The 26,553-nt window shown below is 67.3% G+C and carries 27 protein-coding genes; 16 read left to right on the plus strand and 11 right to left on the minus strand.

The features are described from left to right. The first annotated feature begins 290 nt into the window (after positions 1-290). The 9 genes from ACIP5Y_RS24280 (at position 291) to ACIP5Y_RS24320 (ending at position 8,149) form a co-directional block, all read left to right on the plus strand. On the plus strand, positions 291-1,136 hold the full coding sequence (locus ACIP5Y_RS24280) for a hypothetical protein (protein WP_400352984.1): 846 nt from the start codon (positions 291-293) through the stop codon (positions 1,134-1,136). Continuing rightward, positions 1,133-1,882: an HpcH/HpaI aldolase/citrate lyase family protein gene (locus ACIP5Y_RS24285; RefSeq protein WP_400352986.1), complete on the plus strand. Its 750-nt coding sequence runs from the start codon at positions 1,133-1,135 to the stop codon at positions 1,880-1,882. Before ACIP5Y_RS24280 ends, ACIP5Y_RS24285 begins: the two co-directional genes overlap by 4 nt. Then, on the plus strand, positions 1,879-2,367 hold the full coding sequence (locus ACIP5Y_RS24290; RefSeq protein ID WP_400352988.1) for a nuclear transport factor 2 family protein: 489 nt from the start codon (positions 1,879-1,881) through the stop codon (positions 2,365-2,367). The genes ACIP5Y_RS24285 and ACIP5Y_RS24290 overlap by 4 nt, the downstream gene beginning before the upstream one ends. A gap of 17 nt (positions 2,368-2,384) precedes the next feature. Continuing rightward, positions 2,385-3,659, plus strand: a complete 1,275-nt coding sequence (locus ACIP5Y_RS24295) for a DUF3500 domain-containing protein (protein WP_400352990.1) — start codon at positions 2,385-2,387, stop codon at positions 3,657-3,659. A gap of 99 nt (positions 3,660-3,758) precedes the next feature. Next, positions 3,759-5,099 carry a PucR family transcriptional regulator gene (locus ACIP5Y_RS24300; RefSeq protein ID WP_400352992.1) on the plus strand — a complete coding sequence of 447 codons (1,341 nt, stop codon included), beginning with the start codon at positions 3,759-3,761 and terminating at the stop codon, positions 5,097-5,099. A gap of 164 nt (positions 5,100-5,263) precedes the next feature. Beyond that, a complete protein-coding gene (locus ACIP5Y_RS24305; protein WP_400352994.1) occupies positions 5,264-5,758 on the plus strand; it encodes a flavin reductase family protein in 495 nt (164 codons plus the stop codon). 37 nt (positions 5,759-5,795) lie between these two features. Then, complete coding sequence (locus ACIP5Y_RS24310) at positions 5,796-7,004, plus strand: acyl-CoA dehydrogenase family protein (RefSeq protein ID WP_400352996.1); 1,209 nt, start codon at positions 5,796-5,798, stop codon at positions 7,002-7,004. 43 nt (positions 7,005-7,047) lie between these two features. Continuing rightward, entirely contained in the window at positions 7,048-7,980 is a 933-nt protein-coding gene (locus ACIP5Y_RS24315; RefSeq protein ID WP_400352998.1) for a LysR family transcriptional regulator, read from the plus strand. A 4-nt stretch (positions 7,981-7,984) separates the two neighbouring features. Further along, the gene (locus ACIP5Y_RS24320) at positions 7,985-8,149 is read left to right on the plus strand and encodes a hypothetical protein (protein ID WP_400353000.1); all 165 of its coding nucleotides are present in this window, start codon (positions 7,985-7,987) and stop codon (positions 8,147-8,149) included. Positions 8,150-8,230: 81 nt separating this feature from the next. Here ACIP5Y_RS24320 and ACIP5Y_RS24325 read toward each other — a convergent pair whose 3' ends face one another. Then, entirely contained in the window at positions 8,231-8,692 is a 462-nt protein-coding gene (locus ACIP5Y_RS24325; RefSeq protein WP_400353002.1) for a DUF6640 family protein, read from the minus strand. 41 nt (positions 8,693-8,733) lie between these two features. Then, the gene (locus tag ACIP5Y_RS24330) at positions 8,734-9,735 is read right to left on the minus strand and encodes an SDR family oxidoreductase (protein ID WP_400353004.1); all 1,002 of its coding nucleotides are present in this window, start codon (positions 9,733-9,735) and stop codon (positions 8,734-8,736) included. On the opposite strand from ACIP5Y_RS24330, the gene ACIP5Y_RS24335 reads away from it, so the two are divergent. After that, positions 9,688-10,641 (plus strand): Lrp/AsnC family transcriptional regulator, encoded by a 954-nt coding sequence (locus ACIP5Y_RS24335; RefSeq protein ID WP_400353006.1) that lies wholly within the window; start codon positions 9,688-9,690, stop codon positions 10,639-10,641. The two genes, ACIP5Y_RS24330 and ACIP5Y_RS24335, sit on opposite strands and share 48 nt — an antisense overlap. 83 nt (positions 10,642-10,724) lie before the next feature. Here the strand turns inward: ACIP5Y_RS24335 and ACIP5Y_RS24340 are convergent, their stop codons facing one another. Next, a complete protein-coding gene (locus ACIP5Y_RS24340; RefSeq protein WP_400353007.1) occupies positions 10,725-11,654 on the minus strand; it encodes an NADP-dependent oxidoreductase in 930 nt (309 codons plus the stop codon). Positions 11,655-11,702: 48 nt separating this feature from the next. Here ACIP5Y_RS24340 and ACIP5Y_RS24345 point away from each other — a divergent pair, with 48 nt between their 5' ends. Together ACIP5Y_RS24345 and trxA are read left to right on the plus strand one after the other, a co-directional pair. Continuing rightward, positions 11,703-12,140 (plus strand): winged helix-turn-helix transcriptional regulator, encoded by a 438-nt coding sequence (locus ACIP5Y_RS24345; protein WP_400353009.1) that lies wholly within the window; start codon positions 11,703-11,705, stop codon positions 12,138-12,140. Positions 12,141-12,302: 162 nt separating this feature from the next. Next, complete coding sequence (trxA, locus tag ACIP5Y_RS24350; RefSeq protein ID WP_400353011.1) at positions 12,303-12,653, plus strand: thioredoxin; 351 nt, start codon at positions 12,303-12,305, stop codon at positions 12,651-12,653. Between the two features lie 290 nt (positions 12,654-12,943). On the opposite strand, the gene ACIP5Y_RS24355 is transcribed toward trxA, so the two are convergent. Beyond that, a complete protein-coding gene (locus tag ACIP5Y_RS24355; protein WP_400353013.1) occupies positions 12,944-13,342 on the minus strand; it encodes a nuclear transport factor 2 family protein in 399 nt (132 codons plus the stop codon). Positions 13,343-13,504: 162 nt separating this feature from the next. Here ACIP5Y_RS24355 and ACIP5Y_RS24360 point away from each other — a divergent pair, with 162 nt between their 5' ends. Then, on the plus strand, positions 13,505-14,107 hold the full coding sequence (locus ACIP5Y_RS24360; protein ID WP_400353015.1) for a TetR/AcrR family transcriptional regulator: 603 nt from the start codon (positions 13,505-13,507) through the stop codon (positions 14,105-14,107). Between the two features lie 131 nt (positions 14,108-14,238). On the opposite strand, the gene ACIP5Y_RS24365 is transcribed toward ACIP5Y_RS24360, so the two are convergent. Beyond that, on the minus strand, positions 14,239-14,715 hold the full coding sequence (locus tag ACIP5Y_RS24365; protein ID WP_400353017.1) for a MarR family winged helix-turn-helix transcriptional regulator: 477 nt from the start codon (positions 14,713-14,715) through the stop codon (positions 14,239-14,241). A gap of 44 nt (positions 14,716-14,759) precedes the next feature. On the opposite strand from ACIP5Y_RS24365, the gene ACIP5Y_RS24370 reads away from it, so the two are divergent. After that, entirely contained in the window at positions 14,760-16,310 is a 1,551-nt protein-coding gene (locus ACIP5Y_RS24370) for an FAD-dependent monooxygenase (RefSeq protein WP_400353019.1), read from the plus strand. 82 nt (positions 16,311-16,392) lie between these two features. Here ACIP5Y_RS24370 and ACIP5Y_RS24375 read toward each other — a convergent pair whose 3' ends face one another. The 5 genes from ACIP5Y_RS24375 to ACIP5Y_RS24395 all read right to left on the minus strand — a co-directional run bounded on the left by ACIP5Y_RS24375 (position 16,393) and on the right by ACIP5Y_RS24395 (position 21,121). Continuing rightward, on the minus strand, positions 16,393-17,427 hold the full coding sequence (locus tag ACIP5Y_RS24375; protein ID WP_400353021.1) for an aldo/keto reductase: 1,035 nt from the start codon (positions 17,425-17,427) through the stop codon (positions 16,393-16,395). A 112-nt stretch (positions 17,428-17,539) separates the two neighbouring features. Then, positions 17,540-18,268 (minus strand): alpha/beta fold hydrolase, encoded by a 729-nt coding sequence (locus tag ACIP5Y_RS24380; RefSeq protein ID WP_400353023.1) that lies wholly within the window; start codon positions 18,266-18,268, stop codon positions 17,540-17,542. Positions 18,269-18,368: 100 nt separating this feature from the next. Further along, on the minus strand, positions 18,369-19,259 hold the full coding sequence (locus tag ACIP5Y_RS24385; RefSeq protein WP_400353024.1) for an alpha/beta fold hydrolase: 891 nt from the start codon (positions 19,257-19,259) through the stop codon (positions 18,369-18,371). Positions 19,260-19,598: 339 nt separating this feature from the next. Further along, positions 19,599-20,369 (minus strand): SDR family NAD(P)-dependent oxidoreductase, encoded by a 771-nt coding sequence (locus ACIP5Y_RS24390; protein WP_400353026.1) that lies wholly within the window; start codon positions 20,367-20,369, stop codon positions 19,599-19,601. Then, the gene (locus ACIP5Y_RS24395; RefSeq protein WP_400353028.1) at positions 20,366-21,121 is read right to left on the minus strand and encodes a DUF998 domain-containing protein; all 756 of its coding nucleotides are present in this window, start codon (positions 21,119-21,121) and stop codon (positions 20,366-20,368) included. The genes ACIP5Y_RS24390 and ACIP5Y_RS24395 overlap by 4 nt, the downstream gene beginning before the upstream one ends. Before the next feature lie 23 nt (positions 21,122-21,144). Between ACIP5Y_RS24395 and ACIP5Y_RS24400 the strand changes: the two genes are divergently transcribed. Further along, positions 21,145-21,780 carry a TetR/AcrR family transcriptional regulator gene (locus tag ACIP5Y_RS24400; RefSeq protein WP_400353030.1) on the plus strand — a complete coding sequence of 212 codons (636 nt, stop codon included), beginning with the start codon at positions 21,145-21,147 and terminating at the stop codon, positions 21,778-21,780. A gap of 454 nt (positions 21,781-22,234) precedes the next feature. Beyond that, positions 22,235-24,898: a LuxR C-terminal-related transcriptional regulator gene (locus ACIP5Y_RS24405; protein WP_400353032.1), complete on the plus strand. Its 2,664-nt coding sequence runs from the start codon at positions 22,235-22,237 to the stop codon at positions 24,896-24,898. 9 nt (positions 24,899-24,907) lie between these two features. Here the strand turns inward: ACIP5Y_RS24405 and cqsA are convergent, their stop codons facing one another. Continuing rightward, positions 24,908-26,074, minus strand: a complete 1,167-nt coding sequence (cqsA, locus tag ACIP5Y_RS24410) for an alpha-hydroxyketone-type quorum-sensing autoinducer synthase (protein ID WP_400353034.1) — start codon at positions 26,072-26,074, stop codon at positions 24,908-24,910. Positions 26,075-26,553: the final 479 nt, after the last annotated feature.

The following is a 26,553-nucleotide window of genomic DNA, read 5'->3' on the forward strand; positions in this document are numbered from 1 at the left end:
TCTATCTCTCTGATGTGAACCCGCTGGCAGCGTCGTGGTGTCAGCTTTCCGAAGGCATCGGATCACTTGCCTTGGCAAGTTGAAAGTATCTTCAATTAGTTGCCTTGGCAAGTCACATAAGTTGCCCAGGCAAGTATGCTGAGTCTCATGGACACCCCGTCACCCTGGATCGAGAGTGAGTGCCGCGCATCGTTCGGCTCAACCGAACGATGCGATCGGAAACTCCCGATTGTTCCCCTACCGGGCCGGCGGGAAGCTCATGTCGTCCGTGGCATCACAGGAGAGGTCCGATGAGCATCGCTGCAATCACAGGAGCCCCCGTCGTCCTCGAGGTCTCGGGGCGTGATCCGGACCTGGTCTCCGCCGCAGGCAGCCGGACATGGTCGGTGTGCGGGCGGAACTTCGTCGTAGCGATCACCGAGCTCGAAGCGGGTGATCGTCTCACCGAACACGACCTGCCCGACGAGTATGTGCTGCTGGTCCAGGACGACGCGGTGGTCGTGGAACACGAAGGCCGGGCACCGGTGTCGGTGGCCGAGCCCGCACTCGTCGTCGTACCGGCCGGCACGAGTACTGTGCACGCGGCGTTGCCGATCACGGTGGTTCGGGTGTTCACCGCACGCTGCGAGGAGCAGATGAGGCGCGCGGCCAACCATGCCGCGCAAGCCGACCTCCGGGCCACACCGCTACCGGAGCCCACCGCGGGCGACGGCGACGATATCCGGATATATCGCCTGCGCGAGATACCCGACGAACCGGGACGCCTCGGCCGGATCTTTCGCACGAAATCGCTGATGGTGAACTGGTTTCCAGTGCACGAGGGACCACGCGACACCGAACGGCTCTCACCGCATTCCCACCAGGACTTCGAGCAGATGTCGGTGACCCTGCTCGGGAACTACGTCCATCACCTGCGGGTCCCGTGGACTCCGCGGATGAGTGAGTGGCGCGACGATGAGCACGTTCAGGTCGGTAGCCCCTCGATGACACTGATCCCGCCGACCGTCGTGCACACCACCCGCGCGGTGGGCGCCGGCCCGCACACGCTCATCGACGTCTTCGCCCCGCCGCGCGAGGACTTCCTCGCCAAGGGCTGGGTGCTCAACGCCGGCGAATATCAGGGAGCCCGATCATGACAGACGATCCGTTCCCTCGGCTCGGAGCCTGGGTGAAGCTTCCCGCGCCGGAGAGCGTCGAGTTGCTCGCCCTCGCCGGTTTCGACTTCGTCGTGATCGACACCGAGCACGGCACGATCGATATCCGCACGATGTCGACCATGATCGGGCTGGCCCGTGGCTGCGGGATCGCACCGTTCGTCCGGGTCGCGGACACCGCACCACGCGACGTCCAGGCCCCACTCGACGCGGGGGCGGCGGGTCTGTTCGTCCCGCAGGTCGACGACGCTGCCGCGGCGCTGGATGCCGTGCGGGCGACACGGTTTCCTCCGCTCGGCCGACGCGGGGCCAGCACCTCCGGGCGGGCCGGGCGGTGGGGGCTCGAGGCGCTCGGCGACTATCTGCGGACCGGTAATGAGGAGGTTCGCCTCGTGGTCCAAGCCGAAAGCCTCGAAGCGCTCTCGGCGATCGTCGAGATCGGCGAGGTCGCCGGCGTCGACGCGGTCTTCATCGGCCCGACCGATCTCGCGGTCTCCAGCGGGCTCCGGGACGATGACCGCAGCCTGGCAGACCTCGTCGCGGCGGCCGAACGACGCTGCGCCGAGCACCGAATCACCCTGGGCACCACGGCTTCTGGCAATGCGCCCGCATTGCTGGATCGCGGATACGACTTCCTCGTTCTGGGCGCCGACACCACGATGCTGCGCCAGAGCGGACACGCGTTGGTCAGCGGTGCACGTAGCGACGCACCGGCGGTCGGCCGATGACCGCCGATGACCGCGCCGTCGGCGGACAATCCCTCGCCCGCGTACACACCGATCTGTCGATGCTGGTGACGGCGCTGTGGTTCGAGATCGACCACGGCGACGGTTCGGCGGCCTCCGGCTTCTTCACGGCTGATGCCGAACTGACGTTCTCGCGCAAGACCTTTCGCGGCACCGACGAGATCGACGGCGTGTACCGCGAACGCACCGCACGGGGTCCGCGAGTCTCGCGTCACCTCATGTCCAACTTCCATATCCTGCGCCACGACACCGATCTCGTCGAGGCGGTATCCGCACTGGTGCTCTACGCGCAGGACGGAACGCCTCCCATACCGGCAACCGCCCCGGTGCTGGTCGCCGACGTCTTCGACCGCTTCACCCGCGTCGGTACGCCCGACGGCGAGGCCGGCAGCTGGCTCATCGCCTCCCGACGGATCGAAAACCGCTTCCTCGTACCGGGCGATGTCCTCGCTGTTCCCACCGAGTAATAAGTAAGGAGACGCCGATGTCTCACCAGCACCATCCGGGAGATTTTCCCCTGCCTACCGCCCGCGGCGAGCTTCCGATCGTCGACTCCCATCTATTCGACGACCTGCTCCCCCCGGTGGCGGCCTTCGAGCTGACCGCCGGCCTACGCCGCCATCTCGAGCCCTACGTCGGCATCACCGAGAACGGCACACCGCGCCCGGGCCTCTACCGGCTCGACGGTACGGGGCAGTCCCCGAATTCGGCTGTGCCGGCGGCCCGGGCCTACCTCGATGGGCTGGCGCCCCACCAGAGGGCGGTCGGCGCCCTGCCGATGGACGCCCCGGAATGGCGGTTGTGGACGAACGCCGTCCCCACCTGGCATCCGAAGGGCATGCGCCTGGAACGGCTCGCCGAACGTGACCGCGACCGCGCCCTCGACGTCGTCGAGGCGAGTCTGAGCCCGGCCGGCTACGCCCAGGTACGAGCGGCGATGGCGCTCAACGCGAACCTCGGCGAGCTCATCGACGACTACCGCGACACCCTGACCGAGTTCGCCTACTGGTTCACGGTTTTCGGGACTCCCGCGCGCGACACCCCTTGGGGCTGGCAGCTGATGGGTCATCACGTGGACCTGCATTGTGTCTTCGTCGGCGGGCAGGTGGTGCTCGCCCCGGTGTTCCTGGGTGCCGAACCGACCACTGGGACAGGGCGATTCGAGGGCATCCAGGCCTTCGGCGAGGAGACCGAGGTTGCGCTCGCGTTCCGCCGCACCCTGGATCCCCACCGGGAGAACGAGTTTCTGATGGGATCCTCGCTGCGCACGCGCGACCTCCCGCCCGAGCTCGCCGGTCCGTGGAACGGCCGCCATCTCGCCGGCGCGGGCAGCGACAACTTGATCCTGCCTGCCGAGGGGATCGTCGCGGCGAGCTTGCCCGCCGACCAGCGCGACGGTCTGGTCGAGTTGATCCGGGTCTATCTCGATCGCCTCCCGCGGACACAGGCCGAGCGCACCCTGGCCGATGTCCGTGCGCACTTCGACGAGACGCGGTTCTCGTGGCGCGGCGGCCACGATGATGAATGCGCCTTCTACTATCGGATCCACTCCCCCGTGCTCTTGGTCGAGTACGACAACCATCCCGGTGTGTTCCTCAGCAATCCCGAGCCCGCCCGCTACCACGTCCACACCATTGTGCGGGCGCCCAACGGCAACGATTACGGGCGCGATCTGCTCGCCCAGCACTATCGGCTGCACCACGGCGGTCACGCGCACCACGGCGGTCATGTTCACCACGGCGGTCATGGGGCCGATTGACGTCGCACGACGAGCGGGCGTGCCGGTCCCCGGAAACTCCGGCCGGCCAGCGGGTTTGCGGCCGCGAGCCCGTGGCCGAGTAACCCGGGGGAGGGCGGTGTGACCGAAATCGATCGGCGGCAGCGAGCCTGGATCGCGCGACTGATTCCGCAGGGTGAGATCGACATCGGCGCCGCGGCCTGCCCGCGCGCGTTCGTCGAGGAGGTCGTCGCGCGCGTCGGTGCGGACCCCGTACGCTGGGCGATCGAACTGAATTCCATTGTCGTGCAGCGGATCATCGATGAAGTACCGGCCCTCGGTGGTAGCCCGGCCGCGATCGAGCTGCTTCGCCGCGGCAATGAAGCGACCACCCTGCGGGCGCTGTTCACGCTGATGATGGGCCCGGCGTCCATCCCGCCGGCCGAAGCGGCGACCTTGGAGGGCATTCGCGAGTTCGTTCACCGGGCCACACCGCTCGAACGGGTATTGCAGGGCGTGCGCATCGGTCATGCCGCAACAACCGAAGCGTTCCTGCGGGCCTGCGTCGAGCTCGTAGACCCGCAGGCGGCGGTCGATGAGGTCACGACGATCTCCCGCGAGCTGTTCTCCTTCGTAGATGACCTGTCCGACACCATGATTCGCACCTATCTCGCGGAGCACGAGGTGTGGAGTACCAGTGTCGCCGCGGCACGGGCCGATATCGTGCGTTCCCTGCTGAGTGCTGCCTCGCCGGCCGACCTCGACGAGGCGTCGCGCGCCCTCGGCTACGACTTGCGCCGGACCCACGAGGCGGTGATGGTGTGGTCGGACACGCCGAGCGACAGTTCGACGCTCCCGGCGGCAGCGCTCGAGGCCCTCCGAACCCTCGGCGCCACAACCACATTGGTCATACCGGTAGGCTCGGGGCGGTTGTGGGCGTGGGGCACTGTACATCCCGACCGCACCGGCCGGCCCGATTCATGGGAGACCATCGCGGCGGCACTGTCCCGGCAGCGGCTACACGCCGCCTTCGGGACACCGGGAGCCGGCGTCGCGGGCTTTCGCCGTTCACACCGCGAGGCCGAGCGCGCGGAGCGCGTCGAGCGACTACGGCGCGAGGCCGGGCGAGATCCGCGGCATGCGACCGCCTACGCCGACGTCGCCACCGTCGCACTGCTCGCCGCCGATCTCGACGCGGCCGGTGACTTCGTGCGCCGTGAACTCGGCGGGCTCGCCGCCCGCAACGCATCGATGGCGGCGCTGCGGACCACGCTCTATCACTACATCGGCGCCGAGCGCAGCATCGCGGAGGTGTCGCGCCGCCTGCATGTGGCCAGGGGGACGGTGACCTACCGCGTGAAGCGGGCCCAGGAAGTGCTGGGACACGACCTCGACGACCGCCGCTTCACCCTGCACACGGCGCTGGCACTCGCCGAAGAACTCGGCGACGCGGTGCTCCTGCCGCGCGACATCGAGCGGTGAGCCCGAGGGCAATCGTGAGCCGTCAGACCAACGGGCGACCGGAATTCTGGGCCGGCAGACCAAGCGAGTGCCCCGAGATCGAGCGTTTACTCGTGATGTCGGACGCGGTGATCCACGAAACCGCCTATCCGACAGACGAACTCGGACACAACAGGAGGCGCACGATGATCGACCGACAGACCTTCGTCGAGCTGATGAGCGGGGTATGCTCCCCGGTCACGGTGGTGACGGCCACGACCGCCGACGGGCACCCGCACGGCAGCACCGTGTCGAGCTTCGCCTCGCTCTCACTCGACCCCCCGCTGGTGAGCTTCGCGCTCGACCGCGCCTCGGGGTTGCTGGCCCACCTGCGGCCGGGTGATCGGGTGGGGGTGAATATCCTCGGCGCCCACCAGCAGGAACTGGCGTCGACGTTCGCCCGTCGACACCGGGGACCGGGTCGCAAGTTCGACGGCGTCACCTGGACCGTCCGCGCCGGCCTGCCCTATCTGCCCGAGTCCGCCGGCTGGACCGCGGGACGCGTCGAACGCCATGTGGACGGCGGCGACCATGTCCTTCTCGTGGTGTCCGTCGAGGAAGCCGAATCGACCTCCATGGCCCCACTGATCTACGCGCGCCGCGTCTTCGGCACACACTCCCAGCTCGCTGTCGCGAGCTGACCCCGACCCCATGACCTTCGATACCGGAGTAACAACGATGAGCATCATCATGGACGCCCCCCGCACCAGCGACACCGCGCGAGCCCTGCGCGCCGACCTCGTCGAGCGAGCCGCCAAACTGCGACCGCTGCTGGCCGGCAACGCCGATCTGACCGACCGCGAGCGGAGCGTACCCGCGCAGAACATCGATGCGCTGGCCGAGGCGGGCCTGCTGTCGTTGCTGCAGCCTGCGCGTTACGGCGGTCTGCAGACCGACTTCCGCACCCTGTTGGAGGTCGGGCGCGAAGTCGGGCGCGCGTGCGGCTCGACCGCCTGGGTGACCTCACTGCTCAATGCCAATGCCTGGTTCGTCGGGTTGTTCCCCGCTCGGGCCCAGGACGACGTCTGGGCCCACACCCCCGACGCCCGAGTGGCCGGCGTCGTGACCCCCTCGGGTACCGCGCGTGTGGTCGAGGGCGGGTACCGGGTGAGCGGGCGCTGGGCCCCCGCCTCCGGGTGCGCCCATGCCGACTGGGCGGTCCTGGGGGTCACCCGGCCGGATGCCGAGGGCACCGCCGATGCCGTCGGCATCGTGCTCGCACCGATGTCGGAGCTGACCATCGAGGACACCTGGTTCGTGGCGGGCATGCGCGGGACCGCGTCGAACACGCTCCTCGGCGAGGACCTGTTCGTGCCCGCACACCGCTTCCACTCCATCCCCGACGCCGTCGAGGGTCGCTATGCCACACCCTTCACCGACGAGGTGCTCTACCGGGCGCCGTTCGTACCGGCCGCCGCACTCGTGTTGACCGGACCCCAGCTCGGATTGGCCGCCGCCGCAGTCGATCTCCTGAGGGAGAATGCCCCGCGCCGAGGATTGACCATGACCAGCTATGCCCCTCAGACCGAGGCGCCCACGATCCAGCTCGCCGCCGCGAACGCGGCATCGCTCGCCGACTCCGCCCAATTGCACGCCTACCGCGCGGCCGCCGACATCGACGACGCCGCCGGGGTATTCCCCGATTACGCCGCCCGGGCCCGGATGCGGATGGACGCGGGCATGGCGGCGGTGCACGCGCGGGCGGCGGTCCGCATCGTGTGCTCGGCCCAGGGGGCTTCGACCTTCGGCGAATCCAATCCGGTGCAACGCATCTGGCGCGATGTCGAGACCGCGAGCCGGCATGCGGTCCTCAACCCCGACGTGGCCGCCGAGATCTACGGGAAATCGCTGTTCGGCATCCAGGGCACGGTAACCACGATGGTGTGAAACGAGTTTCGTTCGAGCGGTGCGGAGTGACGGGAGGACAGCGGTGAACCTGCGTCAGATGGAGTGCTTCCTCGCGGTGGCCGACGAGCTGCATTTCCGGCGGGCCGCCGACCGTCTGCGCCTGGCTGCGCCCAGTGTCAGCGAGGCCGTCGCCGGCCTGGAACGCAGCCTCGGTTGCCGGCTCGTCGAGCGTACGAGCCGGCGGGTGCGACTGACGCCCTTCGGTGCCGAGTTCGCCGCCGCGATCCGCCCACCCATCGAGGCGTTGCACCAGGCGCACCGCACCGCGCGCCTGCGCTCGGTGCACCATCGTGACCTGGTCATCGCCCACACTCCGGAACTGGGACAGCTGATCCTCCCGAGCCTGGTCGACGCCTGGCCCGACCCCACTGCCGACAACGAGACTCGAGGCCGGTGGCGTCCGGTCCCCATGCACACTCCCGAACAACTCGCCGCCGTGACGGACGGCACGGTGGACGTGGGTCTGTGCTGGTCGGTCCCCCAGCAACCCGGAATCACCAGTACCGTGCTCGGTGAATTCCCGCTGGTCGCCGTGCTGCAGGCGACGGACCCACTCGCCGGTCGCCGGACGGTGACTCTCGCTGAGCTCCGCACCCGTCAGATCCTGATCACTCCGCGTAGCGAAAACCCTTACCTCGACAGCCAATTGCGGGCAGATACCGTCCGGGCCGGCATCTCTCACACCCACATCGAGGAGGTAACGCGCTACGACGAGCTCGCCGTGCATGTGGCCACCCGCGGCCACGTGGGTATCCACCCCGGGTCGATCGTGTTCACCAACCCGGTGCCCTCCGTCGTGTTCCGTCCGATCGCCGACGCCTCCGACAGCGTCCGGATCTGCGCGATCAGCCACACCGAGGCACGCACTGATTCCATCGCGGCCCTCATCGCGAGCGTGCGATCGATCGTCGACTCGCTCGACATCGACTCCGAAATCGACGTCATCGGGCAGTGAGGACGTGCGCCCACGGCTCATCGACGTCGGCCAGACCGAGCACGGCGACCACGTTGTCGAGCATTCCGGCGCCGAACCAGCGCCGCACGGCGTCGTCGTCGCCCAGCAACTGCTCGCAATGGCCACGTCGAGGGCCGGCTCGCCGCCGAGCAGCGCCATCCGCGCCTGATCGACTCCGGACACAACGTGCGATCGAACGAGGCGAGCTTTCTGAGTCGAGCCGCAAACATGCAGAATCAGGCAGGGGGTGTTATGCCGGGTTTCGCGCAAGTCGCCGGATCTCTAGGCCGTAGGCCAGCACGTTGATCGCGAGGGCGACCGATGCGACAACGGTCTGCGGGCCAAGGACTTTGGGCGGACCGGCCGCGGCAGTCACGGCGCCGGACGCGGACGGGTGCTGTGGGTGGTCGAACAAGGCTGTACCCGGGTAGAAGATCGCCGACAATTGCGTGATCCAGTAGACCGACGCGGCAGCGGCAGTGAGCTGCAGCCGATCCCTCGTCCATGCGCCGCGCCGGCCCCACAGTAGATAGAGGCCGGCGGCTCCCACGACAGCGCCGGTACTCATGGTTTGCGCGTTGTGGAACTTGGCGTGTGGTGGCCACTGCGGGTTGTAGATGTGGGTTTCGTTCCAGTCGAAGTGATAGCAGCCGTAGGCCGACCAGAACGAGCTCAGGCTCAGCAGGACTTTACCGGTACTGATCGTGGTCATGAGAATCTCCCGAAACCATTGTCGTGAAATGGATTGCGTCATCAACGGAAATCGGCGGCATGCTCGTGTGCCCACTGCGCGAACGATGTGGCAGGTCGCGCGAGCACCCGCTGCACCGTGTCGGTCATCGGCGATCCGCCATGCGCCGCGGCGTTGATGAAATCGAGGATCGCCTCGACGATCTCCGGCCTCTCGAACCGGCCGAACCGTTCGCGTGCTTGCGCTTTCGACAGCTTCTCGATCCGAATATCGGCGCCGATCGCCGTGGCGATCAACTCGACCTGACGCTGCTGTGAGACCAACTCGGGACCGGTCAACATGGCATCGGACGCGGCGCCGGCGCTATCTGTCAGAGCGGCGACCGCGACCGCGGCGATATCGCGCTCGTGAATCGGCGCCGTCATCGCTTCGGGATCGACAAGTCGCACAACGCCTTCGGTCCGGATCGACTCGGCCCAGTGCAGAGCATTATTCGCCAGGACGAGGGGCCGGACCGGTGTCCAGGGCAAGCCCGAATCGGTCAGTGCCTGCTCGACCCGTCGACGCTCCTCGGCGATCGTATTGCCTACCGCGTCCGGCAACAGCACGCTGCCCGAGGACATCAGCACGATGCGCTGTACATCAGCGTCGCGGGCGGCCGTGATGAAGCCGGCGGCGCCGCCGGTGGGCGCGTACAGGAAAACTCTGGTCACACCATCCAGTGCGGCAGACAGGGTTTCGGGCTCGGTCAGGTCGGCGGCGACCACCGCGACGCCGTCGGGCAGCCCTGCGGCCGCGGGATTGCGAGCCGATGCTCGCACCGGCTCCCCGGCTGCGAGGAGCCGGTTCAGTACCTCGCGCCCGATGCTGCCGCGCGCCCCGATCACCAGTGTTGTCATCGTTGTCCCCCTTGGACATTCGTCGAAACCGTGGATGAGATCTATGCTCGGCTCGGGGCACGATAATGCCCAGAAAACGCGACTCAGACGGCGGCATTCGACAAATACAGGTGAAAAGTGGCGACTTCCGAGGTATTCGACGATCTGGAACTGAAGATCATCCACGCGCTGCAGCTGGATGGCCGGGCGCCGTTCAGCAAGATCGCGGAAGTCCTGGGGGTGTCTGACCAGACCGTCGCCCGCCGGTACACCCGCCTGCGTTCGACCAAGAAGATCCGGGTCACCGGTCGTACCGATCCGGAGCGGGTGGGTGAGGTTTCGTGGTTCGTCCGAGTCCGATGCACCCCCGACGTCGCCCGCACCGTCGGCGCCGCGCTGGCTCGGCGCCCCGACACCTCATGGGTCAAGCTGACCTCCGGCGGCACCGAGATCGTCACCGTCGTCCGGGCATCCACCAGCCACGACAGCGAAACATTGCTGCTGGAGAAGCTTCCGCGCACTCCACACGTCATCGACGTCAAGGCCAACTGCTTGCTGCATGTCTTCTTCGGCGGTCCTCAAGGCATCGTCGATGCCCTCTCCCCCGAGCAGATCGCGTGGCTCCAACCGCCACCACCGGCCGCCGCGACCACGGAACCCGTCGCGCTCGATGAGGACGACCGGCACCTGATTGCGTTACTCGAACGCGACGGCCGGATGGACTTCACCGCACTGTCCGAAGCCACCGGCCGCCCCGCCACCACCGTGCGCCGCCGCCTCGCCGAACTCACCGCGCGTGGCGCCCTCTACTTCGACATCGACCTGGACTACCGCCACCTCGACATGATCAGCCAGACCATGCTCTGGCTGTCAGTGGCCCCGGACCGGATACTCACCACCGGGCGAGCCCTGGCCTCTCATCCCGAAGTCCCCTTCGTCGCCGCGACCACCGGGTCCACCAACCTCTACGCCAGCGTGCTCAGCCCGAACCCGGCCGCCCTGTTCACCTACCTCACCACCAAAGTCGCCGCCCTGCCCGCCATCCAGGTGATGGAAACCGCCCCCGTCATCCAGACGCTCAAGAACCTCTGAACCGGCACTCCCGCGGACACGCTGATCCGGCGCCTCGTCACCGGCCTGGTCGCACGCGAAGTACACGAGGCGCCACGCGAGGATCAGACGGTGAGGACGAGCTTGCCCTGGAGGTGACCACCGTCGAGCACCCGGTGCGCGTCGGCGACGCGTTCGAACGGGAACGTCTCCTGCACGTGGACCCGCAGTTTGCCCTGTTCGACGAGTTCGATCAGACCGCGCAGGGCGACCGGATCCGGGTCGACCGCGATGCCGCTGAAGCGCATACCGGCCGCCTCGAGCTTGGTAGCGAGCTTCGAATCCTCCTCGGCGACTGCGGTCACCAGGTGACCTCCTGGGCGGAGCACTCCGAGCGACCGCTCTGCGGTCTCGCCGCCTCGCGTGTCGAGCACGACGTCGATGTCACGGACCGACTCGGCGAAGTCGACCGTCGTGTAGTCGATCACCTCGTCGGCGCCCAACCTTTCGACGAACTCCCGTTTGCTCCTGCCGGCGGTCGCGATCACGTACGCGCCGAGCGCTTTCGCGATCTGGATCGCGACGTGGCCGACCCCGCCACCGCCGCCGTGGACCAGGACGCGGTCACCCGCGCTCACGGCGCCGAGGTCGACGAGGCCCTGCCAGGCAGTCAGCCCGACGACCGGCAGCGCCGACGCCTCGATGTGTGAGAGCGACGCCGGCTTGTGTGCCAGATGCAATGCCGGCGCCGACACGACCTCGGCATACGCATTGGCCGCCCGGGGAAACAGCGGCATTCCGAACACCTCGTCGCCGGGTCTGAATCGCCATGTCTGGGGCGACTTTTCGACGACGCCGCTGATGTCCCAGCCGAGGATGAACGGCGGCTTGCCGATCAGCGGGAACTCGCCGGCGCGCAGTAGCGCCTCGAGCGGATTCAGCCCGATCGCCTTGACACGGACGAGGACCTCGGTCGGAAGGGGCTGGGGCTCGGGCGCATTCACGATGGTGAGCACTTCGGGACCGCCGAACGTCTGCTGGGTGATGACTCGCATGACTCCCACGCTAGGTTTCCGATAGGAACCTCCAGGTACCTTGGCGCCATGAGCGGTTTCGGACCCGGTGATCCCTTTCTCGCCGACTGTCCGGCGCGTCTGGCGGTCGAGCTGATCGCCGACAAGTGGACGGTGGTCGTGCTGTACGGCCTCAGCAAAGGCCCGGTGCGCCATGGTGAACTGATCGCACTGATCGGCGGCATCTCCCGCAAAATGCTCACCCAGACGCTGCGACGGCTCGAGGCGCACGGACTCATCCGCCGCCACGCCTACGCCGAGGTGCCGCCTCGCGTCGAGTACGAGCTCACTCCGCTCGGAGCAACATTGATCGATCCGATCCACGTACTGACCGAGTGGGCGCGGGCGAACGGCGACGCCGTGCTCGAGGCGCTCGACGCCGATTCCGAGCCGGTTGCCGGTAGCGAGCGCAGCGCGGGCACCGCACGGCCGCAGCCCGGTTCGGTGGAACGGGCGGTCTTGCCTTGACGCCGAGGTCAATGTTTACGGTCAGAGTTATGACCATGGCGAGCTGGCCCGGACGACAACCGGCGCTGTGAAGTTCTACCAATCGCAGGGCTTGCCGAGCACGCGGCGGCGTGGTTCCGAGGCGCGAGACAATCTGGCGCACAAGCTAATCGAAGGATGCTGATGACCATCTCGAAAGAAACCTATTCCGGCATAGTCGTCGTCACCGAGGAAACCTTCCAACGAGAAGTGCTCGAAGCCGTCGGGCCCGTGCTGGTGGATTTCACGGCCGACTGGTGTCCGCCCTGCCGCATGGTCGCGCCGGTATTGGCCGACATTGCTCGTGAGCGCACCGGTACCTTGATCATCTGCAAGATCGACACCGATGCAAATCCAAGTGTCACAAGGGATTACCACATCATGTCGATGCCGACCATGCTGCTGTTTCGCGACGGTCTGCCGATCCACACGATCGTCGGAGCTCGGCCGAAGGCTCGGATTCTAGCCGAACTGGATGCCGCGCTGAGCGAATAAGCGGCCTGTCCAGCAACACCCCCGAACCTCGCGGCAGGTCGCCAAGCGGCAGCTGATGTCGGCGAACCCAGATCAGTTGACTGGGTCTCGGGGCTTGTCCGAGGTTCCACCGGATTTCCGGACAGTCGGAAATCCGGTGGAACCTCAATGGCGGAACCCCTGCCGCCGACGCGGCATGGGCGTGTTTCGATCGCACTGCGCTGCAGACGGTTTCGCGCCGTACGGGCGCCCAGGCACTCGCGCAGCCTCGCCGATCAGAAGCGCGTCCTGGGCAGCGATTACACCGACATTCAGGCCGGGCCGTTCTTCGCGAAGAAGTCGATCAGCCCTTGTGTGTCGGACTGGTAGACGTCGACCTTGCTGATCGCGCGGCCCTTCACCTCGTAGCGCTCGAATTGCTGATAGCGGAAGGTCTCACCGCTGGCGCGCGCGGTGAAGACCGCGCTCCAGAGGCCGGCGAGCCGATCGCCGTCCCCGAAGATCTCTCCCTCGATGAACTGCCACGTCGAGAACTGATCCAGCCAGCCGGGAACCTTCTGGAAGAACTCGTCGCGGCTCGTGGTCGTCCCGCCGTACGGCAGTGCCGAGGGCTCGGTGATGACGACGTCGTCGGCGAGTGACGTGGCTATTGCGGCTGGGTCCTGCGATTTCATTGCGTCGTAAAAGAACTGGATTACCGAGGCACTCATGGGCCATCTCCTCGTTGAAGTCGACGTCGCGCATCGGGCGGCATCGCGTCGCGCGAAGGCTGCTCTGCGCGCTGCGGGGTCTGCCGAGCGCGTCGCTACCTTCGCCGACCACCATACACACTTAGTTGTCGATGGAAAATAACTTGCCGTAGGATGCACACCATGCCCCAACCCCGCCGTACGCAGCAGGAACGCGTCGACGAATCGACTCAGCGACTGCTGCACGCGGCGGCCGCGCTGATCGCCGAGGGCGGCTACGACGCGGCGTCCGCCGCCGAGATCGGGCGCCGCGCCGGCTACAGCCGGTCCATGGTGCGCGCGCGATTCGGCTCGAAAGAGCAGCTCATCGACGCCGTGATCCGGGCCGCGTACGAGGGGCCGCTGACAGTCCCCCTGCCCGGGTCGGCGACGGGCATGGAGCGGGTGCTCGCCCGCATCGACGCTATGGGACGGCTCATCGACGAAAACCCGGCACTGCTTCGAATGTTGTTCGCCGTCGAATTCCAGGCAGCAGGCAAGGGATCCGGCATGGCCGTCCGTGCCGCCGGTTGGATCGGCCGGCTCCGCGGCGACATCCTCGAAGCCCTGAGCGCGGGACAGCGCGACGGCAGCATCAGCGGCGACCTCGACGCCGAGGCCACCGCCCACGCGATCGTCGTCGAAGGCGTCGGCTCCGCGTTCCTCTGGACCGTGGACCCGGCCGAAGACTTCCCTCGGCGCATCGATCAATGGCGCACACGAACCATCAAAGCGCTCCGGCCCTAGGAGCTGCCACCAGCCCGGGCCGACAGCATGGGTTTCAAAGCAGGACACCGTATTCGAATCGATTTCTCCACTGCCAACCCCCCCACGCTCGACGCCCGTGGTACCACGCGGGCGCGGGCAGCGGGAGAAGGTCAGTCATTGGAACGCGGAGCAGCCGGTTCGTCTGTGAGGGTGCCGTTTGTCCGGTCGAGATTGTTGCCGACCCGAGTCAGCAGGTCTCGCAGGATTCCGATCTCGTCGGCGGTAAATCCGGCGACTGCCCGGCTGTCGAGGGCGGCGAGCCGGTCGTGGGCGTCGGTGACCCGTGCGCCGCCTGTGGGGGTCAGTGCGATCGCCTGACTGCGCGCATCTCGGGGGTGGGGTGTGCGGTGGATGAGGCCGTCGCGGTCCATGCGGGCGAGCAGTTGAGCCATCGAGGGTTGCTCGATGCCGGTGGCCTCGGCCAGGTCTTTCTGGGTCAGTTCGGCGCCCTCGCGCAGCAGTGCGAGTACGGGCACCTGGGCGTAGCGCAGGCCGAGGGGCTTGAGGGTGTTGTCGCCGTCGCGTGCGAGCGCGCGGGAGGCGCGGTTGATCAGCTGGGCCAGGCTGGGTGCGGTGATCGGGTCCATATCATCCTTTACATAGGTTCCTATGTAGCGTTATATAGGAGCCTATGAACTTTAACTCTCCGGAATCGGAAGCCCAAGTCGTCATCGCCGGGGCCGGTCCGACCGGCCTCATGCTGGCCGCCGAACTGCGGCTCGGCGGCGTCGACGTCATCGTGGTGGAGCGGCGTGCGGCCGGGACCGTCGGCGAATCACGCGCGCCGGGCATCAACGCCCGCAGCGTCGAGATTCTCACCCAGCGTGGGCTGGGCGACGAATTCCTCAGCCGTGGCAAGGTCCTGCCGGGGGTGCTGTTCTCCGGAATCCCCATGGCCCCACACGATCTCGACCCGGGCTGGCCCGCTGCCCTGATCCTGCCCCAACACCAGACCGAGCGGATCCTGGCCGCCCGGGCCGTCGAACTCGGCGTCCGATTCCTTTGGGCCACAGCCGTAGTGGACCTGCACCAGGACGACGACGGGGTCGGAGTGCTCGTCGAGGGGCCCGCGGGCCCGGCCGCGATCCGTGCCGACTATCTCGTCGGCTGCGACGGTGGCCACAGCGCGGTACGCCGGATCTGCGAGATCCCGTTCCCCGGGGAGGAACCCGTCTCCTATTGGGTGGTCGGCGATGTGCAGCTGGATTGCCCGCCCGATGGCAACGGAGTCTTCGGGCGCAACGAGCGAATCGGCACCTACCAGATCTCGCGCGCCGAACCGGGCTGGTTCCGCCTGAGCCTGATGCGGGCCACCCCGCCGGCCGACCGGACCGCACCGGTCACCCTGGACGAACTACGCGAGGTCATGCGCGACGGCCTGGGCACCGATTACGGCCTGCGCGCGGCACGCTGGATGTCCCGATTCTCCGACGGGTTCCGTCAGATCACCGACTATCGCCAGGGCCGGATCTTCCTGGCGGGCGATGCCGGGCACACCCATTCACCGATCGGTGGGCAGGGCTTGAACCTCGGCATCCAGGACGCAGTGAACCTCGGCTGGAAACTGGCCGCCGTACTGAACGGCGCCGCGCCCGACTCGCTGCTCGACACCTATCACCAGGAGCGACACCCGATCGCAGCCACCGTGCTGCAACTGACCAAGGCACAGACGGCGTTGATCAAGCCCGGCGCTCAGACGGATGCACTTCGCAGCGTCGTAGCGGACATGCTCGCAGAGCCCGAAACCTGCCTGCGGCTCAGCGGGATTCTCAGCGGACTGAATCTGCGCTACCCGCTCGGCGACACCCATCCCCTGCTCGGCCGCCGCATGCCCGACCTGACCCTGACCACCGACCAGGGCACCACTTCGGTGTTCGGCCTGCTGCGCCATGCACGTCCGCTGCTGATCAACCTCGGCGCCGACGAATTGACCGGCACCCCCGCCCCGTGGACGGACCGCGTGGACTACATCGAGGCCCGGCTCGATCCCGCGGCCTCCACAAACAGCTGGGACCTGCCCGTCTTCGGTGACGTCCCCGCCTGTGACGCGGTATTCGTCAGACCCGATGGCCATGTGGCTTGGGTCAACCCCGCCGGTGCGACCCTCGCCCGCAACGCCCTGGACGCTGCCCTCGGTCAATGGCTGGGCATCGCCGACCGTACGGTGGCCGTCCACCACTGAGCCGCCCCGGACGGCAGACCCGAGCACTCGTCCCGAGCCAGCGTCGCGCGGTCGAGTGCCCGGTATCCAGCACGGTCACCGGTCAGACCGCGGCGCGTTCGTCGGCCGATCGACGGCGTAGCGCCGCGTGTTCGATGGCCGGTGGCACATAGGACACATCGAGTGGGCTGATGTCCGTGCCGGGTGGCACGATCCGGTCGATCCGGTCGAGGACCTCGTCATCCAGGGTGACCACGGCGCCGGCCAGGAGATCGTCCAGATGTTCCATGGTGCGGGGGCCGATGATGGCCGAGGTGACACCGGGGTGCGCGATGGTGAAGGCCATCGCGAGGTGGGTCAGCGACAGGTCGGCCTCCTTGGCCAGAGGGAGGAGCTGCTCGACGGTGTCGAGTTTGCGCTCGTCGGTCAGGTGCCGGGGCACCCAGTTCATCCGCGCGTTCCGCGCCGGAGGCCGGCCCTTGCGGTAGCGGCCGGTGAGCAGGCCCATCGCCAGCGGGCTCCACACCAGCACACCCATGCCGTAGCGCTGGCAGATGGGCAGGATCTCGCGCTCGATGGCGCGGTTGAGGATGGAATAGGTGGGCTGTTCGGTGCGGAAGCGCTGCAGTCCGCGCCGCTCGGCCACCCACTGCGCCTCGACGATCTCCGAGGCCGGGAGGTTGGAGGTGCCGATGGCGCGCACCTTGCCGGCTCGCACGAGATCGTTCAGGGCGGAGAGCGTCTCCTCGATGTCGGTCCGGGGGTCGGGGTGGTGGATCTGGTAGAGGTCGATGCGGTCGGTCTGCAGGCGCCGCAGCGAGTGCTCGACCGCTGTGACGATCCAGCGCCGTGAGCTGCCGCGCCGGTTCGGGTCGTCCCCCATCGAGCCGTTGACCTTGGTGGCCAGCACGATGTCGTCGCGTCGGCTTTTCAGCGCCGCGCCCACGATCTCTTCGGACATGCCGTGGGGGCCGTACACATCGGCGCTGTCGATGAAGTTGATGCCCGAGTCGAGTGCGCGGTGGATGATCCGGACGCAATCGTCATGGTCGGGGTTTCCGGCCCGGCCGAACATCATGGTGCCCAAACAGTAGGGGCTGACCTGGATTCCGGTGCGGCCGAGGGGACGGGTCTGCATACGCTGTTTCCTTCGATGATCTGGCGACGTGCGGGTCGCCCCACGTGGCACGGGACCACAGTCGCAGGAGAAGCGGTCAGCCTGTGGCCGCTTCTCCAGGCCATCTTCGGAGCTATGCCGAGAACTTCAGCGCGACTGCGGCTTTGATGAGTTCGGCGGCACGGACGGGCCGGCTGATGAATGCGGTGTGGGAGCCGTCGATTTCCTCGATGGTCGCACTCATGCGTTTGGCCATGAATCGCTGTGCTTCGGGGTTGATGGCGTTGTCGTGGCGGGCCACCTGGTACCACGATGGGATCTGTTTCCAGCCGGCGCGGGTGGCCGGCTCGGTGAACGCGGCTGCCGCAAGCGGCCGTTGGGCGGCGCGCATGACCTGTGCCACCTGGACAGGGACGTCTGCGCAGAATGTCTCGCGGAATCGATCCGCATCGATGTAGAGGTCCGGGCCGCCTGCGGCGCCGGATGCGTCGTAGGGTGTCGGTCGCACCGTCTCGGCCAGCAGCGACGGTGCGAACGGTTGTTGCACCTCGGCACAGCTTTCGCCGATCTCGAGGCTGAACGCTGCCAGGTACACCAGCGCCGTGATGTTCTCCGGCCCGGCCGAGGCCTGTGTGATCACCGCACCGCCGTAGGAGTGGCCTACCAGCACCACGGGGCCGTCGATCGCGTTCACCACCGAGCGCACGACATCGGCGTCATGTCCCAGCCCTCGCAACGGATTCGGGGGTGCGAGCACGGCCAAACCCGACGCTGAGAGTTCTTCGATCACACCGGTGAACCCCGATGCGTCCGCGAACGCCCCGTGCACCAGCACTACGGTCGGTTTTGTCGGATCGGACATGGCAATTCCTCCGCCTTCGGATCTGTTCATTATTGTGCTGACAAACTGGTAGTCACGATGAATTCCATTGGTAAACAGTCGCTTTGGGAACTCATCGGCGTTATTGGCAGGTCGAGACGGCGGCTTGCTCGATCAGGTTCACGACCGCGTCGGGGTTGGTCTGCATGATCAGGTGCGGACCGTCCACGTCGACGGTGTGTGCCCCCGCCCGCGTCGCCATATACCGCTCCAGGCTCGGCGAGATCGCGTGGTCCTGATCGGCGACCAGGTACCAGGATGGGAGCGTCTTCCACGCCGGCACACCGGACACTCCGGTTGCCGCGGCCAGGCTCAACGGCCGCTGCTCGACCGCCAGCGCCTGCTGCTGAGCCGGTGGTAACTCGTTGTCCAGGAACACATCCGGGTATTTGGACGGGTCGATGGTCAGTTCCGTGCCCATGCCGCCACCGTCCTGCGGGTACGACGAGGGAGTCGCCGGCACCGCGGGGATCTCCTTGCCTTGCGTACTCGAGTTGAGACTCGCGAGCGAATCCCCTTGGTCGGGCGCGAACGCAGCGATGTATACCAGGGCCTTGATCTGCGGATCTCCCGCCGCCGCGTTGGTGATCACCGCGCCACCGTAGGAGTGACCTACCAAGATGATCGGGCCGTTGATCTGGTGCAGCACAGTCGAGAGGTAGGCGGCGTCGGAGTCGAGCCCGCGCAACGGGTTCGGCGGAGCCTTGACCGGGAAGCCCGCCTTCTGCAGGTCGGCGATCACCGGCGTCCACCCGGCCGCATCCGCCCATGCCCCGTGCACCAGCACGATCGTCGGCTTGTCGCCATGCCATTGGGCGAGCGCCGGATTCGGAGTGGCGATCGAGGACGAGGACGGTGCGGCATTGTCGTGGGAGGTCGTCTCAGTGGAGCACGACGTGAGCACGACGCTCGAGATGCTGACAATCGCGGTCACCGCAGTGGCCGAGCCGGCCAAACGAGCACGGTATTTCATGGCTACGAAACTTTCGTTCTGTGTACGGATGAGGTCGAGGGGGGCGCGGGGTCTGGCGCGTGTCTTCATGTCCGATGCGATCGATGGTCCGGCCCCAGACCCGTTCCTGCCGTTGCGAATTCGGTCACGAACACAGTGAACGTTACGTCCGTGCGCCTGTTCGGATTTCGAGTGGAAGATGGATTCGGAACGCGAATGGTGAGGGGTATCGCAATATTCGTGATTCTCGGTGCGGGAACAAGCGACAGATACCCGCCGGCCTGCTCAGGTGCGAACGAGCCGATCGCCGGCGACTCGGAGCCGACCGCCGTGCAGACTCGGGCCCCGGGATTCGGTGTTTCAGCGGACGGCCTGGTGTCCGCCGTCGATGGGCAGGATCACGCCGTGGATGTGGGCCGCGTCGTCGCCGGCCAGGAACACGACAGCGGCGGCGACCTCCGCGGCGGTGCCGGGCCTGCGGTCGGGGGTGATGGCTGCCAGGCTGCGCAGGGTCTCGTGGTAGGCGGCGTTCTCCTGGGTCATGGTCGGGCCCGGGGCCACGGCATTGACGCGGATGCCTTTGGGTGCGAGTTCTGCTGCCCAGGAGGTGGTGAGCGAATGCAGTGCCGCCTTGGTTGCGCCGTAGAACGCGGAGACGGCGTTTCCGGCCAGGCCGCTGAGTGAGCCGGTGTTCACGATCACGCCCGCGCCGGCCTCGATCATGGCGGGCACGACCGCGGCGGTCAGCAGAGCCGGCGCCTTCACGTTCACGGCCAGGGCCAGATCGGCGAGGCGTTCGTCGACCTCGCGCAGTGATTGGGCGGGGATGAGCAGCGCGGCATTGTTGACCAGCAGATCGACCGGGCCACCGAGGGCGTCGGTGGCGGCCTGCGCGAGTTCTGTTGCGGCGCGGCCCGATTCGGCCAGGTCCGCGCGCACGAAGTGTGCCGCGCCGCCGGCGGCGCGGATGGTCTCGACGACAGCGCCGCCGGCGTCCTTGCCGCGGCCGGACACCACGACGTTCGCGCCTTCGCGGGCCAGGGCGATCGCGATCGCGCGCCCGATCCCCGACGTCGAGCCGGTCACCAGCGCGCGACGGCCGGTCAGGGGCTGAACAGTGGTGAGGGTCATGATGTGAGCCTTTCTCGAACGGATTGCACAGAGGAGACGGGAGCGTGGCAGGTGCCGCGGACGAGAAGCGCTGTCCCGAGCACGATCTCGAACAGCAGGATGGAGTAGACCGCGCCTCGCTCGGGCACCCCGCCGGCCGAGTCATAGAGCGGCCGATCGGCCTGCAACAGGACGAACGAGGCCAGCCCGAGAATCCCGACTGCGCCGAAGGTCCAGCGCAGTCCTTGCGCGACACCGAATTTCGCGCCCTGCACACCCACGACGATCGCGACGATGTTGCCGGCCAGTATGGTGGCGGCCGCCCCGATACCGTGAACCAGCAGAACGCCGTTGTGCTCGTTGGCCGAGGATTCATGGAAGAACCCGACCAGGATCACCCCCACGCTATGGGCGATCACCAGACCGAGCAGTAGCCGGTCGAGTCGCCCTCGGATCATTGAGGTCAGCAGCAGCACGCCGGCGATGAGGAACAACGCGCCCTGGGCGACGAAGGCGATGTTCATCGCTACGTGGTGAGGCGAGTCGATCAGCCGGCCGGCGTAGACGTCGTCGGCGACCGGGTTGCCCAAGTCGCTGATGAAGTTCACGACGTAGCTGTAGCCGGGGTGAGGCCACGCGGCGGCCGCGACGTACTCCAGCACGACGTACTGCACCCCGGCCAGTAGTAGCAGCGCGCCTGCGAAACGCATACGCACAGTTGCTTTTTGGACTATCACGTCCATCAGGCTGACACCAAGTTTTTGGACTTTCAAGTCCAGAAACTTAGAGTGCGAGGGTGACCACACGCAAAAAAGGGGAAGCGACCAAAGCGCGCATCCTCGAGGCCGCCACCGACCTGCTCGTACGAGGCAACGACGTCAACCTCGACGACGTGATGCGCCTGACCAGCACAAGCAAAGGTCAACTGTTCCACTACTTCCCCGCAGGCAAGGACGAACTGCGACGCGCAGCCGCTGAACGCCACCTGGCACGGATCGCCGAAACCGACGCCCCCACAGTCGCACTCACGTCATGGCAGGGCTGGGAGGCGTGGATCGAGCAAATCCTTCGCGTGCACGACCAGCAGACGATCAACGACGCGTGCGAGATCGCCGCCCTCGCGGGCAGGGCCCTCGATACCGACCAATTCACCCGCGAACTGGTCGGCCGAATGTACGAAGGCTGGATCGAGCAACTCGGCCGGCAACTCGACTCCATGCGGCGGGACGGTCTGCTACGCCCGGATACCCCTGTGACAGAGCTGGCATCCGCCTTCGTCGCAGCGCTGCAAGGTGGCGCCGTGATGGACAAAGCCACCGGATCTCACCAGCACCTCACCCATGCCCTGAATCAAGCCCTCGCACTACTGCGCAGCTACGGCCATGAAGGTCAGGCACCGGGAAGTGTCATGGCCGTTGAAAAGGAGGGCTGACGACGCACTCCAGCGACAGGACGTGCCCACCGGCAACCCCTCGGCAGCCCAATTGTGGTCGACAACGACCGTCATGGACCATACCGTCCTCCACCGGTCCCGTAATCGGCGTCCGGTTCCATAATCCCGAATATCAACTTGTCCAACGCCATCCGAGTCTGTGCAATCCATCGGACCGAGCGACCGGGGCACCGTCCGGACTGCTCAGTTGCTGAGGCGACGCGGTTCGGATGAATGCCTCAGGCGGATGCAGTAATTCGAACACCTGATCAGCGGCCGTCTCGCTGGAACCGGATCGGCACCAACCGAAATCGGAATGGCCGGTTCGCCCACGCTGCGGCAGGAGGCACCGGAGACCCACTACTACCCTCGAGCGGTCCGGAATGTCAATCCTGTTGCTGCAGCAACATACTCGCCTCTCACGGCACGCGCCCACTGTGCAATGATTCAGCGTGTGGCAGCTGATGAGGTCGTCTGCTCGGGAGGTACGCGAAACGTCGGGATCCAGGGCGCCGGGCTTGTCGCGCGCCGAGGGTTGTTCGAGCAGCTGGGGGCCGCGCGGGTGACCGTGGTGTCGGCGCCGGCCGGGAGTGGCAAGACGATGCTGTTGCGGTCGTGGATCTGTGCCTCTGATCTGGCTGAGCGCGCCGCATGGGTGCCGGTACGCCGGGGTGAGCGGGACCCGCAGCGGTTCTGGTTATCGGTGGCCGACGCGCTGCGCGCCACCGCCGTGGGCTCCGGCCTGGTCCAGGCGACAACGGCGGCGCCGGAACTGGACGGGTGGGCGCTGGTCGAGCGCTTACTCGAGGATCTCGCGCCGCTGCAGGAGCGGATATGGCTGGTGATCGACGACGTCCACGAACTCGATACCGCGGAGTCGTTGCGGCAGTTGGAGTTACTGATAATGCGGGCACCGTCCCGACTGCGGTTCGTGCTGGCTACTCGGCACGATCTGGGGCTGGGGCTGCACCGGATGCGGGTGGAGGGTGCACTGGCCGAGATCCGTGCGGCCGATCTGCGGTTCGATCAGGCCGAAGCCCGAGAACTGTTCGCCGGCGCCGGAATCGAACTGCCCGACGCGGCGCTGACCGCGCTGCACGAACGGACCGAAGGATGGGCGGCAGGCCTGCGGCTGGCAGCGTTGTCGCTGGCCAGATCTGCGGATCCGGTCCGCTTCGCGGCGGAGTTCTCCGGCAGCGAGCGGACGGTCGCCGAGTACCTGCTGGCCGAGGTGCTCGAGCGACAAGACCAACAGGTACGGCGGCTGTTGTTGCGGACGTCCATCCTCGATCGGGTCAACGGCGAACTGGCCGACCTGCTCACCGGCGGCAGCGGCGGGGAACGGATTCTGCAAGACCTCGAGCACACCAACGCATTCGTCACCTCCCTGGATGCGCCGCGCTCGTGGTTTCGCTACCACCAGATGTTCGCCGATCTGCTACGACTGGAACTGCGGCGGACCGCGCCGGGTGAGATCACCGCGCTGCATCGGACCGCCGCCGAGTGGCTCGCCGGGCAGGGATACCTGGTGGAGGCGATCCGGCAAGCTCAGGCCGCCGAGGACTGGGCTCTGGGCGCCCGGCTGCTCACCGAGCATTGGCCCAGCCTGCTGGTGGACGGGCAACGAGCCACCGTGCACCAGTTGCTGATCGGCTTCCCCGACGCCGTCCTCGCCGCCGACGGCGAACTCGCGCTGATGGCCGCTGCCGACGAGTTGAAAGAAGCACCCGAGCATTCGAAACAGCACTACCTGGACCGCACCGATCGCGCGCTGGAGTCGGTGCCGCCCGAACGGCGCGCCCGCGCACAGCTGCTGTTCGGGATAGTCCGGCTGCTGCTGGCCCGCCATTTCTGGGATCTACCGGCAGCGGCCTGCGCGGCGCGGCGCCTCGGGATCACGACGGATGCACCGAACGCGTCGATGCCCGGCGGCAACCTCGCCTTGCGTGCAATGGCCCTGATCATGCTCGGCACCACCGAGTACACGATCGCCCGATTCGCGGACGCTGTACGGCATCTCGAACTCGGTGCCGCGCTGGCCCGCCAGATCGGGCGACCACACCTCGAGTTCGTCAGCCTGGCTTTCCAGTCCGCGTCGGTCATGTTCGACTCGTTCACACCAGCCACCGAGCTCGGCGAGCAAGCGATGGAGCTGGCCCGCCGGCACGACTGGACCGACGAGCCCACCGCCGGAATCGCCGCGACAGCGCTGGCGACGATGCTGGTGTGGCGGGGACAGCTGGCCGAGGCGGAGTCGTTGCTGCACGATGCCGAGCGCACGCTGCGCGCGGCGGCCGAACCCGCGGTGGGCATGGCGATCCGCTGCTCGCAGGGCCTGCTCGGATTGGCGCTCGGCCGCAATGCCGAGGCGCTGAACGCCTTTCGGTCCGCCGAGCTCTTCGCCGACCGACTCTCCGCGCAGAATCAGTTCGTCACGATCGTGCGGGGGTTCCGATTGCTCGCCCTGGTACGCCTCGGCGACGCCGAACGCATCACCGCAGCCTTCGCCGCGCTCGACCCCGAAGTCCGGGAAAGCGCCTGGGTGCGTTTGGCTTTGGCGACACGGCAGATCGACGAGGGCACGCCGGATCTCGCGATCGCCACCCTGGCGCCGGTGCTCGACGGCTCGCTGCCGGTCATCTGGCCGGGGCGCGTGGCCGAGGTATTTCTGCTCGAGGCGATCGCCCGCGAGGCCTTGGGTGACACGGCGGCCGCGGAGGTCGCGGTCGAACGCGCGCTGGATGCCGCCGAGCCCGATGGCGCAGTGCTGTGCTTCCTGCTGCATCCCGTGTCCGACCTGCTCGAGCGCCGGGCGCGGCACGGCACCGGTCATGCCGCGCTGATTGCCGAGATCCAGAGCCTGCTCGCGGGACGTCAACCACAGCCGGCAGCACTGCAGCCACCACTGGAAGCGTTGAGCGACAGCGAGATCCGCGTCTTGCGTTATCTGCCGACCCACCTCTCGACCCCCGACATCGCCCGCGAACTGTCCGTTTCCCCCAATACCGTCAAAACCCACATGCGCAACCTCTACATCAAGCTCGGCGTGCACCGCCGCGACGAGGCCGTCGGCCACGCCCGCGCGCTCGGGCTGCTCGCACCCGCACATCGCCGCTGACCCGTCCGATCAGGCCGCGACGGCACCGAAGTGGTCACGAACATCAGTGCACGCCTGAATGATTCGATCCACCTGCGCATCGGTCAGCGACGCATGCAGGGACAACCGGATGAGAGTGCGATGGTGACCGGTGGCGGGTGGACAGAACACCGAACCGAAAATGCCACGCTCTTCGAGGAAGTCACGGACGGCGAGCGCGCGGGAATCAGTGCCGGTGAGTATCGGGACGATATGACTGTCACTGCCTTCCACATCGAAACCCAGGTCATGGAGTGCCGTGCGGATGATCGAAGAGACTCCGCGAAGCCGGCGGCGGCGGTGATCATCCTGCTGGATGACCTCGAGAGTCGTTGCCAGCCCGGCGATGTCGTGCGCCAGCAAGGTCGAGGAGAACACCGCCGGATAGGACTCCATCTTGAAGTAGTCGACGAATTCGGGCGAGTCGGCGGCGACGAAGCCGGCACGACCGGCGAATGCTTTGGACAGGCTGGCGGTGCGAAAGTGCACGCGCCCGGTGAGCCCCTGCTCGACCACCATCCCCGCTCCCGCGGGCCCGTCGGTGCCGAGCGAATGCGATTCGTCGACAACCAGCAGGCAGCCGGTATCTTCCGCGAGTTCACACAGTTCCGGCAGCGGGCATCGGCTGCCGTTGGTGCTGTAGATCGAATCGACGGCGATCACGCCCGGGCCGTGCCGCTCGATCTGTTCACGCAGATGCGACGGCGCGTTGTGCCGGAACGCGTGGACGGGCGCCCCGGCGTTGCGGGCGCCGTGCCACAGCGACATGTGCGCGATCTGGTCGATGTATACCGGCGTGCTCGGGTCCGCAATCGATTGCAGCAGACCGGCGTTGGCGTCCCAGCCGGATTGGCACAAGATGCCGCCGGGCGCCTGCAGGTGCTGAGCCAGCGCTCGTTCCAGTCGCAGCTGCGGATGCTCGCCGTGGAGGAAGGCGCCCGAAGCGATCCGGCTGCGCCCGGTGAGCGCGTCGGTCATCGCCGCGGCGATGCGCGGATGACCGCTGAGCGCAAGGTAGTCGTTGCTGTTGAGCAGCACGCTGTCCGGGGCCGGATCCCGTCCGCGCAAGATGTGCCGATGCCCCCACTCGGTGGCGACTCGATCCTGATAAAAGTGGTCGATCCGGTCCTGCAGGCGTGTGGCGACCGTGGTAGCCAACCAGATCCCTCCTTCTCGAAACATCTCACTTTCGGGTCACATCGAGCTTGGACCGCATCGGTATGAGCGGTCATCACCCGATCGGGGTGGTGACGGGCGGCGGTGCCTCGGGCAGCCCGCGGGCCCGGAAAATAACCCCGATCGGGCGAGTGCTGCTCACCCTGGCACGCGGGAGTCTCGGGTATCGGCCCGATCCCGGGCGAGCAGCTCGAGCGAGCCCGGCCGGCCGCGGGCAACGACGCCCGGCAGCAGGCCGCCAACGACGCCGGCCCTATGCTGCAACCCCACCTGTCCAGCCGCGCACCCGATGTCCTCGCGGCCGACTGCTCAGGCCGGGCCGCGACGAGGTGGCGCAGGTGGGCGGCCGGTTCCGGCCGCGAGCATGGCCCGGGCGAGGATGGACGGTCCGCCATCTCCCCCAAGCCATCACGACAAACTCAGCGGTTTGTGTTGCCGCAGCATGCAATTCGGCCGCTCGA

It is taken from the genome of Nocardia sp. NPDC088792, assembly GCF_044750615.1.
In the GTDB taxonomy this organism is placed as follows: domain Bacteria; phylum Actinomycetota; class Actinomycetes; order Mycobacteriales; family Mycobacteriaceae; genus Nocardia.